This window comes from Ruminococcus sp. FMBCY1, from assembly GCF_023921805.1.
GTDB classification, from domain to species: domain Bacteria; phylum Bacillota; class Clostridia; order Oscillospirales; family Acutalibacteraceae; genus Ruminococcoides; species Ruminococcoides intestinale_A.
The window spans coordinates 627,901-642,628 of sequence record NZ_CP074197.1 but is presented as its reverse complement, the minus strand read 5'-3'; the positions used below and the strand labels follow the sequence as shown (position 1 = coordinate 642,628).

Annotated in this window: 16 protein-coding genes; 8 read left to right on the top strand and 8 right to left on the bottom strand. The window is 39.2% G+C overall.

The window, feature by feature from the left end:
* Window positions 1-91: 91 nt before the first annotated feature.
* Entirely contained in the window at window positions 92-1,000 is a 909-nt protein-coding gene (locus tag KGF34_RS02970; RefSeq protein ID WP_022234267.1) for a LysR family transcriptional regulator, read from the bottom strand.
* A 195-nt stretch (window positions 1,001-1,195) separates the two neighbouring features.
* On the opposite strand from KGF34_RS02970, the gene fabF reads away from it, so the two are divergent.
* From fabF to KGF34_RS02955, 3 genes are read left to right on the top strand one after another with little or no spacing between them, the layout of a single operon-like run.
* Window positions 1,196-2,422: a beta-ketoacyl-ACP synthase II gene (fabF, locus tag KGF34_RS02965; protein WP_252559751.1), complete on the top strand. Its 1,227-nt coding sequence runs from the start codon at window positions 1,196-1,198 to the stop codon at window positions 2,420-2,422.
* Window positions 2,423-2,448: 26 nt separating this feature from the next.
* Window positions 2,449-4,110 carry an AMP-binding protein gene (locus tag KGF34_RS02960; protein ID WP_252559750.1) on the top strand — a complete coding sequence of 554 codons (1,662 nt, stop codon included), beginning with the start codon at window positions 2,449-2,451 and terminating at the stop codon, window positions 4,108-4,110.
* Between the two features lie 11 nt (window positions 4,111-4,121).
* Entirely contained in the window at window positions 4,122-4,535 is a 414-nt protein-coding gene (locus KGF34_RS02955) for a thioesterase family protein (protein ID WP_252559749.1), read from the top strand.
* Between the two features lie 188 nt (window positions 4,536-4,723).
* On the opposite strand, the gene KGF34_RS02950 is transcribed toward KGF34_RS02955, so the two are convergent.
* Together KGF34_RS02950 and KGF34_RS02945 are read right to left on the bottom strand one after the other, a co-directional pair.
* The gene (locus KGF34_RS02950; RefSeq protein WP_022234263.1) at window positions 4,724-5,128 is read right to left on the bottom strand and encodes a CBS domain-containing protein; all 405 of its coding nucleotides are present in this window, start codon (window positions 5,126-5,128) and stop codon (window positions 4,724-4,726) included.
* A gap of 14 nt (window positions 5,129-5,142) precedes the next feature.
* On the bottom strand, window positions 5,143-5,580 hold the full coding sequence (locus tag KGF34_RS02945) for a hypothetical protein (protein ID WP_022234262.1): 438 nt from the start codon (window positions 5,578-5,580) through the stop codon (window positions 5,143-5,145).
* Between the two features lie 211 nt (window positions 5,581-5,791).
* Here KGF34_RS02945 and KGF34_RS02940 point away from each other — a divergent pair, with 211 nt between their 5' ends.
* From KGF34_RS02940 to KGF34_RS02930, 3 genes are all read left to right on the top strand, one after another.
* Window positions 5,792-6,937, top strand: coding sequence for a lysylphosphatidylglycerol synthase transmembrane domain-containing protein (locus KGF34_RS02940; protein ID WP_252559748.1), 1,146 nt, complete (start codon window positions 5,792-5,794; stop codon window positions 6,935-6,937).
* A 186-nt stretch (window positions 6,938-7,123) separates the two neighbouring features.
* Entirely contained in the window at window positions 7,124-8,317 is a 1,194-nt protein-coding gene (ilvA, locus tag KGF34_RS02935; protein WP_249377381.1) for a threonine ammonia-lyase, read from the top strand.
* Window positions 8,318-8,335: 18 nt separating this feature from the next.
* Complete coding sequence (locus KGF34_RS02930) at window positions 8,336-8,707, top strand: RidA family protein (RefSeq protein WP_022234259.1); 372 nt, start codon at window positions 8,336-8,338, stop codon at window positions 8,705-8,707.
* 71 nt (window positions 8,708-8,778) lie between these two features.
* Here the strand turns inward: KGF34_RS02930 and KGF34_RS02925 are convergent, their stop codons facing one another.
* The 3 genes from KGF34_RS02925 to KGF34_RS02915 all read right to left on the bottom strand — a co-directional run bounded on the left by KGF34_RS02925 (window position 8,779) and on the right by KGF34_RS02915 (window position 10,325).
* Entirely contained in the window at window positions 8,779-9,129 is a 351-nt protein-coding gene (locus tag KGF34_RS02925; protein WP_279310038.1) for an NUDIX domain-containing protein, read from the bottom strand.
* An 80-nt stretch (window positions 9,130-9,209) separates the two neighbouring features.
* On the bottom strand, window positions 9,210-9,965 hold the full coding sequence (locus KGF34_RS02920) for an exodeoxyribonuclease III (protein ID WP_252559747.1): 756 nt from the start codon (window positions 9,963-9,965) through the stop codon (window positions 9,210-9,212).
* A 9-nt stretch (window positions 9,966-9,974) separates the two neighbouring features.
* Window positions 9,975-10,325 (bottom strand): arsenate reductase family protein, encoded by a 351-nt coding sequence (locus KGF34_RS02915; protein WP_252559746.1) that lies wholly within the window; start codon window positions 10,323-10,325, stop codon window positions 9,975-9,977.
* Window positions 10,326-10,437: 112 nt separating this feature from the next.
* Between KGF34_RS02915 and recQ the strand changes: the two genes are divergently transcribed.
* Window positions 10,438-12,249 carry a DNA helicase RecQ gene (gene recQ, locus KGF34_RS02910; RefSeq protein WP_252559745.1) on the top strand — a complete coding sequence of 604 codons (1,812 nt, stop codon included), beginning with the start codon at window positions 10,438-10,440 and terminating at the stop codon, window positions 12,247-12,249.
* A 52-nt stretch (window positions 12,250-12,301) separates the two neighbouring features.
* Here recQ and KGF34_RS02905 read toward each other — a convergent pair whose 3' ends face one another.
* Window positions 12,302-12,574, bottom strand: coding sequence for a hypothetical protein (locus KGF34_RS02905; protein ID WP_186934772.1), 273 nt, complete (start codon window positions 12,572-12,574; stop codon window positions 12,302-12,304).
* A 148-nt stretch (window positions 12,575-12,722) separates the two neighbouring features.
* Window positions 12,723-14,054: an NADP-specific glutamate dehydrogenase gene (gene gdhA, locus KGF34_RS02900; RefSeq protein ID WP_252559744.1), complete on the bottom strand. Its 1,332-nt coding sequence runs from the start codon at window positions 14,052-14,054 to the stop codon at window positions 12,723-12,725.
* Between the two features lie 344 nt (window positions 14,055-14,398).
* On the opposite strand from gdhA, the gene KGF34_RS02895 reads away from it, so the two are divergent.
* On the top strand, window positions 14,399-14,608 hold the full coding sequence (locus KGF34_RS02895; protein WP_252559743.1) for a helix-turn-helix transcriptional regulator: 210 nt from the start codon (window positions 14,399-14,401) through the stop codon (window positions 14,606-14,608).
* Window positions 14,609-14,728 lie beyond the last annotated feature (120 nt).

Here is a 14,728-nt window from a genome sequence, read left to right as displayed (position 1 = left end):
TAAAGGGTTTTTAAGTAAAATTTATGTGAAAATATAGAAAAGTTTTTATTACATCACAAATATTATTATATATAATCACAGAACAGTCACATTATAACCCGTAAATGTTATCAACATCGTTTGCATACTCTTTTACGAGCTCAAGAAAATGCTTTGCAACGGGATTGGTAGCGGATTTACTCCACGCCATAACATAAGAAATGCTTGTGTCAGCATCGCTTAGCGGTATGCTTGAACAGCTTTTGTCCGATGAAAAATTAAGCAGTGAACTCGGAACAATAGAAATTCCCATACCAGCCGCCACTGCCATATACATACTTTTTACATCGTCAAATGTATTTGTGATTTTGGGTGAAATATGAAAAGTGCGGTATAAATCCATAACCTCCATATACAGTATGGGAGAAACATTTTCAGAAAGAAGTACAAGTTTTTCGTTTGCAAGGTCAGCCATAGAAATATTTTTCTGCTTTGCCGCAGTATTTGTTTTGTCCGCAATTACATAAAGCTGTTCGCTGTGGGTTACTATAGACTCGACAGATGAGCTTTCGGGCAGCATATCCCTCGGCATAAAGCAAAAGTCATAATCGCCGCCGAGTACATTGCCGTTTTCCGAACCGTCAAGTTCTTTTACATCAACCGTAATATCGGGATAACGATTGCGAAATTCTTTTATGCATTTTGTCGGAAACGAAAAAGAGGTTTGGTCGCACGCAACCGTAATTCTTCCCTTTCCTCCGTCATGCATCTGCTTTATTATAGATGTGGCTTTGTTCAAGGTTTCTACAATTTCTATTGCGTACGGCAACAAAGTCTTGCCCTCGTTTGTAAGGAGAACATCACGGTGTGAGCGTATAAAAAGCTGTACCCCAAATTCTTTTTCAAGGTCTATTATATATCGGCTTACTGTTGACTGCGAAACATAATTACGCCTTGCAGCCTCAGAAAAATTAAGTGTGCGTGCCACAGAGATAAAGCACTTTAACTGATTTATGTCCATAAATAAAGTTTCCTTTCGCTAATTGTATCTTGTTATGCAGGAAGTGAATAAATAAGTCAAAATCGATAAATAATTACATTAAAACTTTAGTTGACCAATTCTTTCCTTTCTGCTATAATTTGAGTATAGCATAATAGTATGCAAAAATCAAATAATAATCAAATACTATAAATAATTATGCGGCAAGGAGCAGTTATGAAAAAAATAGTTATTACAGGTATGGGCGCAGTTACACCTATCGGCATAGGTGTAGATAATTACTGGGAAAATATCACAGCAGGCGTGTCCGGTATAGACACAATCAAAAGTTTTGACGCATCTGAACTTGCGGTTCAGATTGCGGGCGAAGTAAAGAATTTTAACCCGTCGGATTATATGCCGAAAGACTTAATCAGAAAAACAGATCCGTTTATGCAGTATGCATATATTGCTGCAGAGGAGGCTTTAAAGCAGAGCAACCTTGAAATTGAACCTGAACGCACAGGTATTGTAATGGGTACAGCTATGAACGGCATTGCTACAATTGCGTTCACTCAAGACGCACTTTCGGGTGCTGCACATAAAAAGGTAGGACCGAGATTTATTCCTAAAATTCTCGGCAACATTGCCGCTGCAAATATAGCAATCGACCACAATATTCAAGGTCCGAGCCTTACCGTAAGCACAGCTTGTTCATCGGGCGGCGATGCAATCAACACAGCTTGTATGTGTATGCAGACAGGCAAAGCCGATGTAATGCTCGCTGTCGGTGCTGAGTCGGTTCTCTGCCCGCTCGTAATTTATTCGCTTGCAAACGCAAAGGCACTTTCACGCAGAAACGACTCCCCCGCTACCGCAAGCAGACCTTTTGATGTTACCCGTGACGGTTTTGTAATCGGAGAGGGCGGCGGTGCGCTTGTTCTCGAAACCGAGGAGCACGCGCTTGCAAGAGGCGCAAAGATTTACGGCGAAGTTCTCGGCTGCGGCAACACAGATGATGCTTACCATGTAACAGCTCCGCATCCGGAAGGAAGAGGTGCTATTGCTTGTATGAAACAGGCTATTGCACAGGCAAATATCGACGCATCACAGATAGGTTATGTAAACGCTCACGGCACAGCTACAAATAAGGGCGATACTGTAGAAACCGCATCAATCAAAAGTGTGTTCGGTGACAAACTTCCGTATGTAAGTTCAACTAAGGGCGCTACAGGCCATATGATGGGCGCAGGCGGCATTACAGAAGTTATTACCTGTGTAAAGGCTATTGAAACAGGAGTAATTCCTCCGACAATCAACTTAAATGAAGTTGACCCCGAGTGCAGCGGAATAGACTTTGTCGCTAACACAGCAAAGAAAGACGAAATAGATTATGCTATGTCGAACGCATTTGGCTTCGGCGGACAGAATTCAAGCATTATTGTAGGCAGATACAAGGGATAATCCCTAACGATATAAAGGAGAAATTTATGCAGTTTACTTATGATACAGATATGTTTGTAAAAACATTTGAAAGCGAATTTACATGGCTTAACGGCTTTATGAGAAATGTTCGCCGTTTTGGCAATAGAACAGCTGTTATTGACCCTGCCCATAACATAAAGTGGACATATACAGAATTAAACACAGCTGCAAATAAGTTTGCAAATGCCATGAAAGCAGACGGTGTTAAAAAGGGCGATGTTGTATTTATGCAGCTTTTTAACTCTACACAATTTTTGCTTGGATATATATCACCGCAAAAACTCGGAGCTATCGGTAATCCCGTAAACTTTAATCTTTCTCCGGGCGAAACGGCGGAAATCATCGGTCACAACAAACCTACTGTATATGTGTATGACACAGAAATCCTTGATACAGTTGTAAAGGCTCTTGAAATCACTTCTCATACTCCAAAGGTAATTATCGCCGTAAACAACTCCGGTAAAGAAATCGAACTTCCACAGGGACATATTCTTTTTGAGGACTATATAAAAAATGCCTCCGAAGAAAATCCGCCTGTTGATTTTGAGCCGCATATATATGATGAGGTTGTTCGTTTGCAGACTTCGGGCACAACAGGCACACCAAAGGGTGTTCCGCTCAACAATGTAAACGAAGTGCTTTCGGCACACGATGTAATTATGCATTTCCCGCTCAACCCTACCGACATTACAATGAATATGACGCCGTGGTTCCACCGTGGCGGTTTACATTCGGGCGGCCCTACCCCTACTTTGTATGTAGGCGGATGTATTGTAATTCTGCGTAATTTTAACCCTAAGACCTGCCTTGAATATGTAGAGAGCAATAAGATTACTTTTATAACAGGTGTACCGTCAATTCTCACTCTGCTTGCAAGCCGACAGGAAAAGCACCCTAAGAATATTTCTTCTTTAAAGGGTATAATAACTATGGGCAGTCCGCTTGAAAAAGAGGCTTGTATTCGTTTTCAGAATGTGCTTACACCTAATATTTTTAACGGCTACGGCACAACAGAAACATTTTGGAATACATTTTTACGCCCGTATGATTTACCTGAAATGGCAGGTTCTGCAGGTCGTTCATGTACCGATGATGAGGTAAGAATCGTAAATGTTTACGATGAGGGAAAAGCAAATCCCGATGATACTGTTCCTTGTGACGGCAAGACAGAGGGCGAAATAATTATTAAGTGCCCCGGTAAGACAACCTATTGCTATGTAGGCAACGAAAAAGCCTCAAAGGATAAATTTGCCGACGGCTGGATGTACACAGGCGATGTAGGCACTTGGGACGAAAATCAATTTATCACAATTTCGGGCAGAAAAGATGATATGATTATCAGCAAGGGCGAAAATATCTACCCTGCAAGAATCGAAGAGGCTATCAATAAGCACCCTAAAGTTTCGGAATGTATAGTAACGGGTGTGCCTGACAGTGTTCGTGGCGAAAGCGTTGCAGCCTATGTTATTCCCGAGGACGAAAGCCTTACTGCCAAGGAGCTTTTTGAATTTTGCGCAAATTCCCCTGACATTTCAAAGTATCAGGCTCCGAGATATTACCGCTTTGTGACAGAATTGCCACATACGGCGACAGGTAAAAAGCAGCACTTCAAAATAAGACAGCAGGCTAAAGAAGATTTGAAAAACGGTTTGCTTATTAAAAAATAAAGGGTGATTTTTTGCAGATAAAACCATATTCAAGAAGAATCAATTACTATGAAACCGATATGATGAGCATAGTCCATCATTCAAATTATATCAGGTTCTTTGAGGAAGCACGATGTGACTTTATGGAGCAAATCGGCTGCGATGTAAGAGCACTTGAGGATAAAGGTGTTTCTATTGCCGTTGTTGACGCATATGCAAAGTACATTGTGCCGTTGAAATTTGACGATAAGGTTTACATCACAACAAAACTTACTAAGATGTCGGCAGCAAAAATGGAATTTGAATACGAAATCAGATTTGCTGATACCGACATTCTCGCAACAGTAGGCAAAACATCACATTGCTGTGTAAACCGCTCAAACAAACCTATGCCTATTAAAAAAGCTGACGCAAACTTGTACGAAACATTGCAAAATTTAATATAAGTTCTTTATTAAAGGTTTGTTGAATTGTTGCTTAGCGTAATGCTTTGTCAAGTAATTATAAAAATTTGCCAAAACACAATTCATTAAAGCACCGACATAAAACAGAACCGATAAAATAAGCAACCCTCTGTAAGCAAAAACTTACAGAGGGTTTGTTGTTCAGTATGGATTTTAAGTTGGATTTGACTTTATAATTTACTTTTGTCAACAAAGTGGCTGATTAAATCTTTACGGGTTACAATGCCTATGAATACTCCCGAATCATCTGTGACAGGGATAAAGTTCTGATTCAAGGCTCTCTCGTAAAGCTCTTTCATATCAACGCTTATTTTTACAGACGGGTTGAAGTCGGTGCGGATAAGGTCACGCACAAAATACTTTTCCTGCGATTTCATACCCTGCGTTTGCTTTTCGACTATGTACCATAAAAAGTCGCCCTCACTGACTGTGCCGACATACTTGCCGTATTCGTCAATAACAGGTACTGCGGTGTAGCTGTGCGCTTTCATTTTTTCAAGTGCCTGTCTTATGGTGCTGTCTTCATAAATATAAGCCACTGTTTCTTTTGGCTTTAATAGCATTACAATGTTCATTTTATTTCACCGAATTAACTTTCAGATTTGGCGGTCATATATATTTTGCCTATTGCAAATATAATTGCAAACAATAAAAGCGGCGGGTCTTGCTCAAGCAAGCCTGTAAGAATAAAAATTATACTCGGAAAAATTGCCGTCATCATATGCAGTGTGTGGTTTCTGCTGCGATAAAACATTATACAACTTACAATGTGCAGCAAAATTAAAAATACCGTTGAAACAATCCAAAAGTTGCGCATTGTTTCCGACAAAAATCCTTTACCCTGTATTCCGAATCCGCATACCATACAGAAGATTACCGCAAAACCGCCGATTTGTTCAAATGCTTTTAATCCTCTGTTTACCGTGTCTTTCGGCGGCTTGTACTTTTTGTCAATACATCTGAAAATCATCCAAATTATAAATAAAGCCGCAATAACGGGTATTCCGTAAAAATTAAAAAATTGCATTAAATCATCCTAAATATATTGTTTGTTTTTATTAATTCTATCACAGTTTTTGATAATTCTCAAGTGCTTTATTCTACAAATTATCGCAAAATATATATTTTTTACAACAAAAGTGCATAAGTGACAGAATTGTAAATTGATTTTTCAGAAAAAAGATTGTATTATATTAAAGTACACATTTTTGTGAATAGAAAATTTTGGAGGAGATTTCTTGAGCACCGAGAAAAAGCGAAAACGCTTTAGAATAAGCGGAAAGCTTATTTTTAATATAATAGTTCTTGGCATTACCTTTTATCTTATAGTCTTTTTCTGCGTTTCCGAAAACGGAATGATTGACTTGCTTTCTTCACCTGATGGTTTTATATGGGGATGGATAATTGCAGGCATAGTCGCATTTGATATGAATATAGTTATAGACAGTATTGTAACGCAGATACTTATTAGAATACAATATCCCGATTTCAGATTTATTGACGCTCTCAAAGTTGCGCTGGTCGGTGTTTTTTTCGGTGCTGTCACTCCGTCCAACACAGGCGGACAACCTATGCAGTTGTATCTTCTTTCAAAAATGAAAGTCGGAGTCGGGTTCGGCTCGGCGTGTATGACGCAAAAATTTGTTTATTATCAGATTGTTACGGGAGTATTCAGCGTACTCGCCATTATAATAAAGTTTGATTATTTTAAAGCGGCTTTTACCAATATATGGTCTACCCTGTTTATCGTACTCGGCTTTTTGACCCAAACAGTTGTTACCGTTTTGTTTTTGGTTGTATCGTTCAGTCCGAAAATTACAGGCAAAATTATTAAGTTTATAGATAAAATTTTACATAAATTCAAATTTATCAAAAATCCGGATAAAAAAGTGAAATCGCTTAAAGAGCAGGTTGAGCTTTTCCATTCAGGCAACAAACTGCTTTATGAAAATAAAAAGCGTATGATGTTGCTTTATGCTCTCGTTGCACTGCAAGTAATTGCTATCCTCTCTGTTCCGTATTTTGTATATCTTTCTTTTGATATGCACAGCATTGCCGTTGAGCACGGTCAGGTTCCGCTTAATTTTCTTGATACAATTTGTATTCAGTCGTTTGTACTCTTTACTTCAAACCTTGTGCCTCTGCCGGGTGCATCCGGCGGCGCAGAGCTTGCGTTTACAATGTACTTTGGCCCGTTCTTTGTTGTGGGACTTGCAAACAAAATTAAGCCTGCAATCCTGTTGTGGAGATTTATTACATATTATGGCGCAATATTGATTTCCGCTCCGTTCTCTTACCTTACAAAGGGCAAAAGAATAGATGACGCCATTAAGGAAAATGAACTTTCCGAAGAAAACAAATTTGAAGAAATAAAAACAGAATAAGCATAATTTTACTGTTCGGCACATTAAAAAGCAATGATAATGTGCCGAACTTTCTTTTATGTAAATCAAATCAATAATTGCGGCAGAAATATGCAATATTTTTTGAAGAATATTGCAAAAAAACTTGTTTTTGGTTCAATTCTGATTTATAATTATAAAGTAATAAGAGTGAAAGAGGAGATTTATATGGTTACACTTGATAAAATCTATCACGCATCTTATGTACTTAAAGATGTAGTTATCCCTACCCCGCTTGTTAAGGCAACCGCTATCAGCGATGATTGCGAAGTTTACCTTAAGCCTGAGAATTTGCAGATTACTGGTTCGTTTAAGGTAAGAGGCTCGGGATATAAGATTTCTCAGCTCACAGAAGAAGAAAAGAAGCGTGGTGTTATTGCTTGCTCGGCAGGTAATCACGCTCAAGGTGTTGCGCTTGCCGCAACAAAATACGGTATTAAATCACTTATCTGCTTGCCTGACGGCGCTCCGATCTCTAAGGTTGAGGCTACAAAGGGCTACGGCGCAGAGGTTTGTATGGTACCGGGTGTGTATGATGATGCCTACAATAAGGCTTGTGAGCTTCGTGACGAACATAACTATACTTTTATTCATCCGTTTGACGACGAAAATGTAATTGCAGGTCAGGGTACAATCGGTATTGAAATTCTTGAAGAATTGCCTGACGCAGACGCTGTAGTTTGTGCTATCGGCGGCGGTGGACTTATCTCGGGTGTTGCTTGCGCAATCAAGAGCCTTAACCCTAACATCAAGGTTTACGGTGTTCAGGCAGAGGGTGCTCCGTCAATGTACGAGTCAATCAAACAAGGTAAGCCTGTTCATCTTGACAAGGTATCAACTGTTGCTGACGGTATTCAGGTTAAAGAACCGGGTGAGCACACATTTAAGTATGTTCAGAAGTATGTCGATGACATTGTAACCGTAACCGATGATGAAATTTCATCTGCTATTTTAAAACTTATTGAATCACAGAAGATGATTGCCGAGGGCGCAGGCGCTGCACCTCTCGCAGCTGTAATGTTCAACAAACTTCCTGTAAAGGGCAAAAAAGTTGTTTGCGTAATTTCGGGCGGCAACATTGATGTTACTATTCTTTCAAGAGTAATTAAGCGTGGTCTTTTAAGATCGGGCAGATCACAGACACTTTGCATTGAACTTCAGGATAAACCGGGTCAGCTCAAGCAGGTAGCCGATATTATCGCTGAAAAGGGCGGAAATGTTATTTCTATCCACCACGAGCGTGCAAGCGAGGGTACTGATATTAACGGCTGTTACCTAAGAATTGTACTTGAAACAAGAAACTTTGACCATGTAAAAGAAATTACAGACGCACTTATTAACGCAGGCTTTAAGCTTGTATAATATATGGAGGAATTTATTATGGAAAAAATCTATACAAAAAATGCTCCCGATGCTATCGGCCCATATTCACAGGCAGTTGTAGTAAACGGTCTTGTATTTACATCAGGTCAGATTGCTATTAATCCTGCAAGCGGCAATGTTGAGGCTGCAACAATTGAGGCACAGACAGAACAGGTTTGCACAAACCTTAAGAATGTTCTCGAGGCTTCCGGCAGTTCACTTGAAAAGGCTGTAAAGACAGTTTGTTTCTTAAAGGATATGAACGATTTTGCTGCATTCAACGCCGTATATGGCAAGTATTTCACAGAAAAGCCTGCCCGTTCCTGCGTAGCTGTAAAACAGCTCCCTAAGGATGTACTCGTTGAAGTTGAAGTAATCGCCGAAGTTTAATTCTGTATAAAATCTGTTGATTTTTTCAAAACAAAAACCTGCACTTTAATTATAGAGTGCAGGTTTTTTGCTTAGTAAACTGCTTTAGATAAATGATCATAAGCCGCAGACAGTATTCTTTTTGAGCTTTCATATTCAAAAGTATTGTAAGCCTCATCAAACGCTAAAAGTTTAACGGCTGATAATTCAGACTTTTGAAATTTTACATTCTGATTTTTATATTCAGCAAGAAAATAAACTATTTGCTTTACTGTATCGACTTTGCTCGGAATTATATGCTCGTCGACTACCCTAAAGCCATCAATAAGATTTGCTTTTACACCGACTTCTTCAAATATTTCTCGTAAGGCGGTTTGTTCTTCTGTTTCATCTGCTTCCATATGCCCTTTTGGAAATCCATGAAAGCCTTGAAGCTGCTGCAAATTAAAAATTTATATTCGTTGTTTTCTTTTGTAAATACAACAGCTCCGCAAGATTTTTCGCATTTCATAGGCTGATTAATTTATTCAATCACAAGTTCAACAGGGCAATGGTCGCTGCCGAAAACTTCGGTGTGAATATCGGCGCTGACAAGTCTTGAATCAAGGGCTTTTGATGTGAGAAAATAGTCAATACGCCAGCCTGCATTCTTTTCTCTCGCTTTAAATCTGTATGACCACCACGAGTATATTCCCTCTCTGTCGGGATAAAAATAGCGGAAAGTATCGGTAAATCCGCTGTCTAAAAGCGCAGTCATTTTACCTCTTTCCTCATCTGTAAAGCCTGCGTTTTTGCGATTTGTCTTAGGATTTTTAAGGTCAATTTCATTATGCGCAACATTGAGGTCGCCGCATACGATTACGGGTTTTGCTTTTTCAAGATTTTTCAGATATTCTCTGAAAGCATCCTCCCAAACCATTCTGTAATCAAGTCTTAATAACTCGTTTTTGGAATTTGGCGTATAGCAGGTCACAAAATAATAGTCCTCAAATTCGGCGGTTATCACTCTGCCCTCTTTATCGTGTTCTTCAATTCCAAGCCCGTAGGTTACGCTTATCGGCTCTTCTTTTGTGAAAAGCGCAGTGCCCGAGTATCCCTTTTTTTCGGCGTAGTTCCAATACATATAATAGCCGTCAAGCTGCAAGTCAATCTGTCCTGCCTGCAGCTTAGTTTCCTGCAAGCAAAATACATCTGCATTTACTTCATTAAAAAAGTCAAGAAAGCCCTTTGTTACGCAGGCTCTTAAACCGTTTACATTCCAAGATATAAATTTCTTCATAATTGCTCCTTATCCTATTATGTCTTCCCATTCTGCCTCTTTAAATCCTGTAAGCACCTTATCACCGTTAATGAGAATGGGGCGTTTTACTAACATTCCGTCGGTTGCAAGCAGTTGATATTTTTCTTCAAGCGACATTTGCGGCAGCTTGTCCTTTAAATTCATTGACTTATAAAGCATACCGCTTGTGTTGAAAAACTTTTTAATGTCAAGTCCGCTCATTTCGTGCCATTGCTTTAATTCTTCGGCTGTCGGATTATTTTCAACAATGTGTCTGTCCTCGTAATCGGCACCTTTGCTGTCTAAGAAATTCTTAGCCTTTTTGCAGGTCGAACATTTCGGATATTCTAAAAATAACATAATATCACTCCAAATAAAAAATACAACTATAGTATAAAATATTTTCGGCTAATAATCAACATTTTCGGCTCTTTGCTTGAAAATAATTTTGATTTTATATATAATATTTATTATGGATAAGTTTGAACTTCTAAAACAATACTTCGGCCACGATTCGTTTCGTGACGGTCAGGAAAATATAATAGATAATATTTCGAGCGGCAGAGATGCGCTTTGTATTATGCCTACGGGCGGCGGAAAGTCGATTTGCTATCAGATTCCGGCACTTATGTCGGACGGAATTGCAATTGTGATTTCTCCGCTTATTTCGCTGATGAAAGACCAGGTTACTTCGCTTAATCAAAACGGAATCAGAGCGGCATACATCAACAGCACGCTTACTCCCGCCCAACAGTCGAAAGCAATTTATAACGCTATGCGAGGCGAATACAAACTGATTTATGTTGCGCCCGAAAGGCTTGAAGCGCCCGCTTTTCTTAATCTTTGCAACAGTATAAAAATTTCTCTGATTGCGGTTGATGAGGCACACTGTGTGTCGCAATGGGGTCACGACTTTCGCACAAGCTATTTGAAAATATCCGATTTTATTTCTAAACTTGATGACAGACCGGTCGTTTCCGCATTTACGGCTACGGCTACCGACGCTGTAAAAAGGGATATTCTAAATCTGCTCGGTCTTAAAAATCCTTTTGAAATAACAACGGGTTTTGACAGAAAAAATTTGTTCTTCGCCGTAAAGCGTCCGCAAAACAAGCAAAAAGAATTACTCGCCATTGTGAGTGAACACAAAAATCAGAGCGGAATAATTTATTGTGCTACCCGTAAAAATGTAGAAAAAGTCAGCGATTTTCTCAATGAAAACGGCTATGATTCTCTGATTTATCACGCAGGATTGAGCAATGAAATACGAAGCAAAAATCAGGACGATTTCATTAATGACAGATGCAATCTGATTGTTGCAACCAATGCTTTCGGAATGGGAATTGATAAGCCCGATGTGCGCTTTGTGGTGCATTATAATATGCCGAAAAATCTTGAAAACTACTATCAGGAGGCAGGCAGAGCAGGTCGTGACGGCGAAAACTCCGATTGCGTTTTGCTGTACAGCCCCGGTGATGTTCATACGCAAAAATTTTTTATTGAAAATAATGACGAAAATACCGAACTTACCGAAGAACAGCGTGAAAAAATCAAGAAAAATGATTACTATAAACTTAATAAAATGGTAGGTTACTGTACATCTACCACCTGCCTTAGAAATTATATTCTAAACTACTTCGGTGAGTATCACACAAACGAGTGCAAAAACTGCTCGGCTTGCCTTAAAGAATACAAGCTTACTGATGTAACGGTAGATTCGCAGAAGATTATTTCTTGCATTATACGAACAGGGCAGCGGTTCGGCACTTCTACAATATCCGCCGTGCTTGCAGGCTCAAAAAGCGAGAATATTTACAAATACAGGTTAAATAATCAGTCTACATATGGCATAATGAGTGACAAGCGCAGAACGGTTATAAACGAGCTTATAACAAGGCTTATTGACGAAGAGTATATAACTCAAACCGAGGACAAATACCCTGTTTTAAAGGTAACGCAAAAATCATATCCGCTTTTGAAAGGGCAAAAAAGCCTTACAATGCGCCTCGCCGTTAAAGATGAGCTGCACAGAGAAATTCAGCATACAGAGGTCGATAAGGTGTTGTTTGACAAACTTAAGGAGCGCAGAAAATATCTTGCGGATAAAGCCAGCGTTCCTCCGTATGTTATATTCAGCGACGCATCTTTGCGTGATATGTGCGCAAAACTTCCGACAAACGAAAATGATTTCTTAAGAATATCCGGTGTCGGTATTAAAAAGCAGGAAAAATACGCAAAAGAATTTATCCCGATTATTAAGGAATATAAGAACTCAAAATCATAAAAACGGCATACCAATTACGGTGTGCCGTTTTTGCTTAATCTGAAAATTTAATTTATAAATCCTGCAAATCTGCGCTTGGAATATCGCTTTCAAGATTATCTCTTGCTAAGTCGTTGTCTATATAAGAATAAAAATTTGAAATAGGTCTTTCGCTGTGCGGTTTACTGTGATACACCTTTTGTGACGGCGGCTGTGTGCCTGCAATAATCGGATTGGCTTTTTCATTGCTAAGTTTAGCCCCGCCCTGCAATTCGGGTACAATCTCTGCTCTGTTTTTATTTTTATCGTAAATGTTATCTGCTCTGTGCATTCCTTTTTTAGCCATAAAAAAAATCACCTCAAAAGTATTTTGCACAGTAAAAACAGAATTATTAGCATATGAAATAAAGAGCCTTGCAATAAAAGCGAAATAAACATATAAAAAATCCTGCCTGAAAAATCAGACAGGATTTTGAATTTATTAAAGGATTTAATTAGCAAACACCCTGAGCAATCATTGAATCTGCAACCTTCTCAAAGCCTGCGATGTTAGCACCTACTACATAGTTGCCCTCATAGCCGTACTTCTTAGCAGCATTGTCAATGTTGTGGAAAATATTAACCATAATGTTCTTGAGCTTAGCGTCAACTTCCTCAAATGTCCATGAAAGGCGCTGTGAGTTCTGTGACATCTCAAGAGCAGAAGTAGCAACGCCGCCTGCGTTAGCTGCCTTACCCGGAGCGAAAAGTAAACCTGCCTCCTGGATGAGCTTTGTAGCCTCAAGAGTTGTAGGCATATTAGCGCCCTCTGCTACTGCATAGCAACCATTAGCGATAAGTCTCTTAGCATCGTCAGCGTTAAGCTCGTTCTGTGTAGCACATGGAAGGGCAACATCACACTTAACTGACCAATCGAATTTACCCTCATGGTACTCTGCATTTGGACGGTAGTTCTTGTACTCTGAAAGTCTGCCTCTCTTAACTTCCTTGATTTCCTTAACAGCGTCAAGGTCGATACCCTCTGCATCGTAAACCCAACCTGTTGAATCAGAAAGTGTAACTACCTTAGCACCAAGCTCTGTAGCTTTCTGTGTAGCGTAAATAGCAACATTACCTGCACCTGAAATACAAACTGTAGCACCGTTGATGTCTTTACCGTTGCACTTGAGCATTTCCTCTGTGAAGTAAAGAAGACCGTAACCTGTAGCCTCTGTTCTTGCTAAAGAACCGCCCCAGTTGAGACCCTTACCTGTAAGAACGCCCTCGTATACATTTCTGATTCTCTTATACTGACCGAACATATAACCAATCTCACGAGCGCCTGTACCGATGTCGCCTGCAGGAACGTCTGTGTCAGCACCGATGTGCTTGCAAAGCTCTGTCATAAAGCTCTGGCAGAAAGCCATAACTTCGTTGTCGCTCTTGCCCTTAGGGTCAAAGTCAGAGCCGCCCTTACCGCCGCCGATAGGAAGACCTGTTAATGAGTTCTTGAAAATCTGCTCAAAACCGAGGAACTTAATTACACCAAGGTTTACAGACGGATGTAATCTTAAACCGCCCTTGTAAGGTCCGATAGCGCTGTTGAACTGTACACGGAAACCACGGTTTACCTGTACCTTGCCGTTATCGTCAACCCAAGGAACTCTAAACATAATAACACGCTCAGGCTCTGTGATTCTTTCGAGAATTGCGTTCTCCTGATACTTAGGATTAGCCTCAAATACAGGCTCAAGTGATGTTAAAACTTCTGTAGCTGCCTGAATAAACTCAGGTTCATTTGGATTTTTTGCTTTAAGCTTTTCGAGCTGTTCACTTACATACGACATTGTATGTTCCTCCTTATTAATTCAAAACAATTTATCATTACCACAATTAAATATTGTTTGTGGCTTTCGACATACTTATAATACTACTTTTTTAACTGTTTTGCAAGTTTTTTAAATAAAGTTTATAAACTTGTTAATATTTAGCTATTATTTTGTCGAAAATAAAAATATTTTACCTAAGTTATGAAAGTTGCTTGTGCTCGAGTTGCTTTGAAATAAGTTTTTAACACTAACTTACCGTTTTGTATAGTTCGTCAGTTGGATTTTTAACGTTTGCTTTAGTTGCAAACGCACATAAACAATGATATAATACAAATAGTAATATTTTGAAATGCGGTGATTTTATGGACTACACTAAAAGATTAAGGGAATTAAGAATCGCAAACGGATATACTCAAGCGGAGATTGCTTTTCTGCTGCATACAAGGCAGGAACAGTACAGCAAATATGAAAGCGGAAAGCGTGATTTGCCTATAAAGCATTTGATTTCACTTTGTATGATTTACAGAGTGTCAAGTGATTACATTCTCGGTCTTGATAAATTCAATAAATAACGGTTATGTAAATTTTATAGATTAAGAATTAACTCATTGTTCGGATTTTAAAATGATAATTTTATTTTAAAATTTCAAGGAATAACCTATCCCCTTTTAAGGCAAAAAATTACCGCCGAC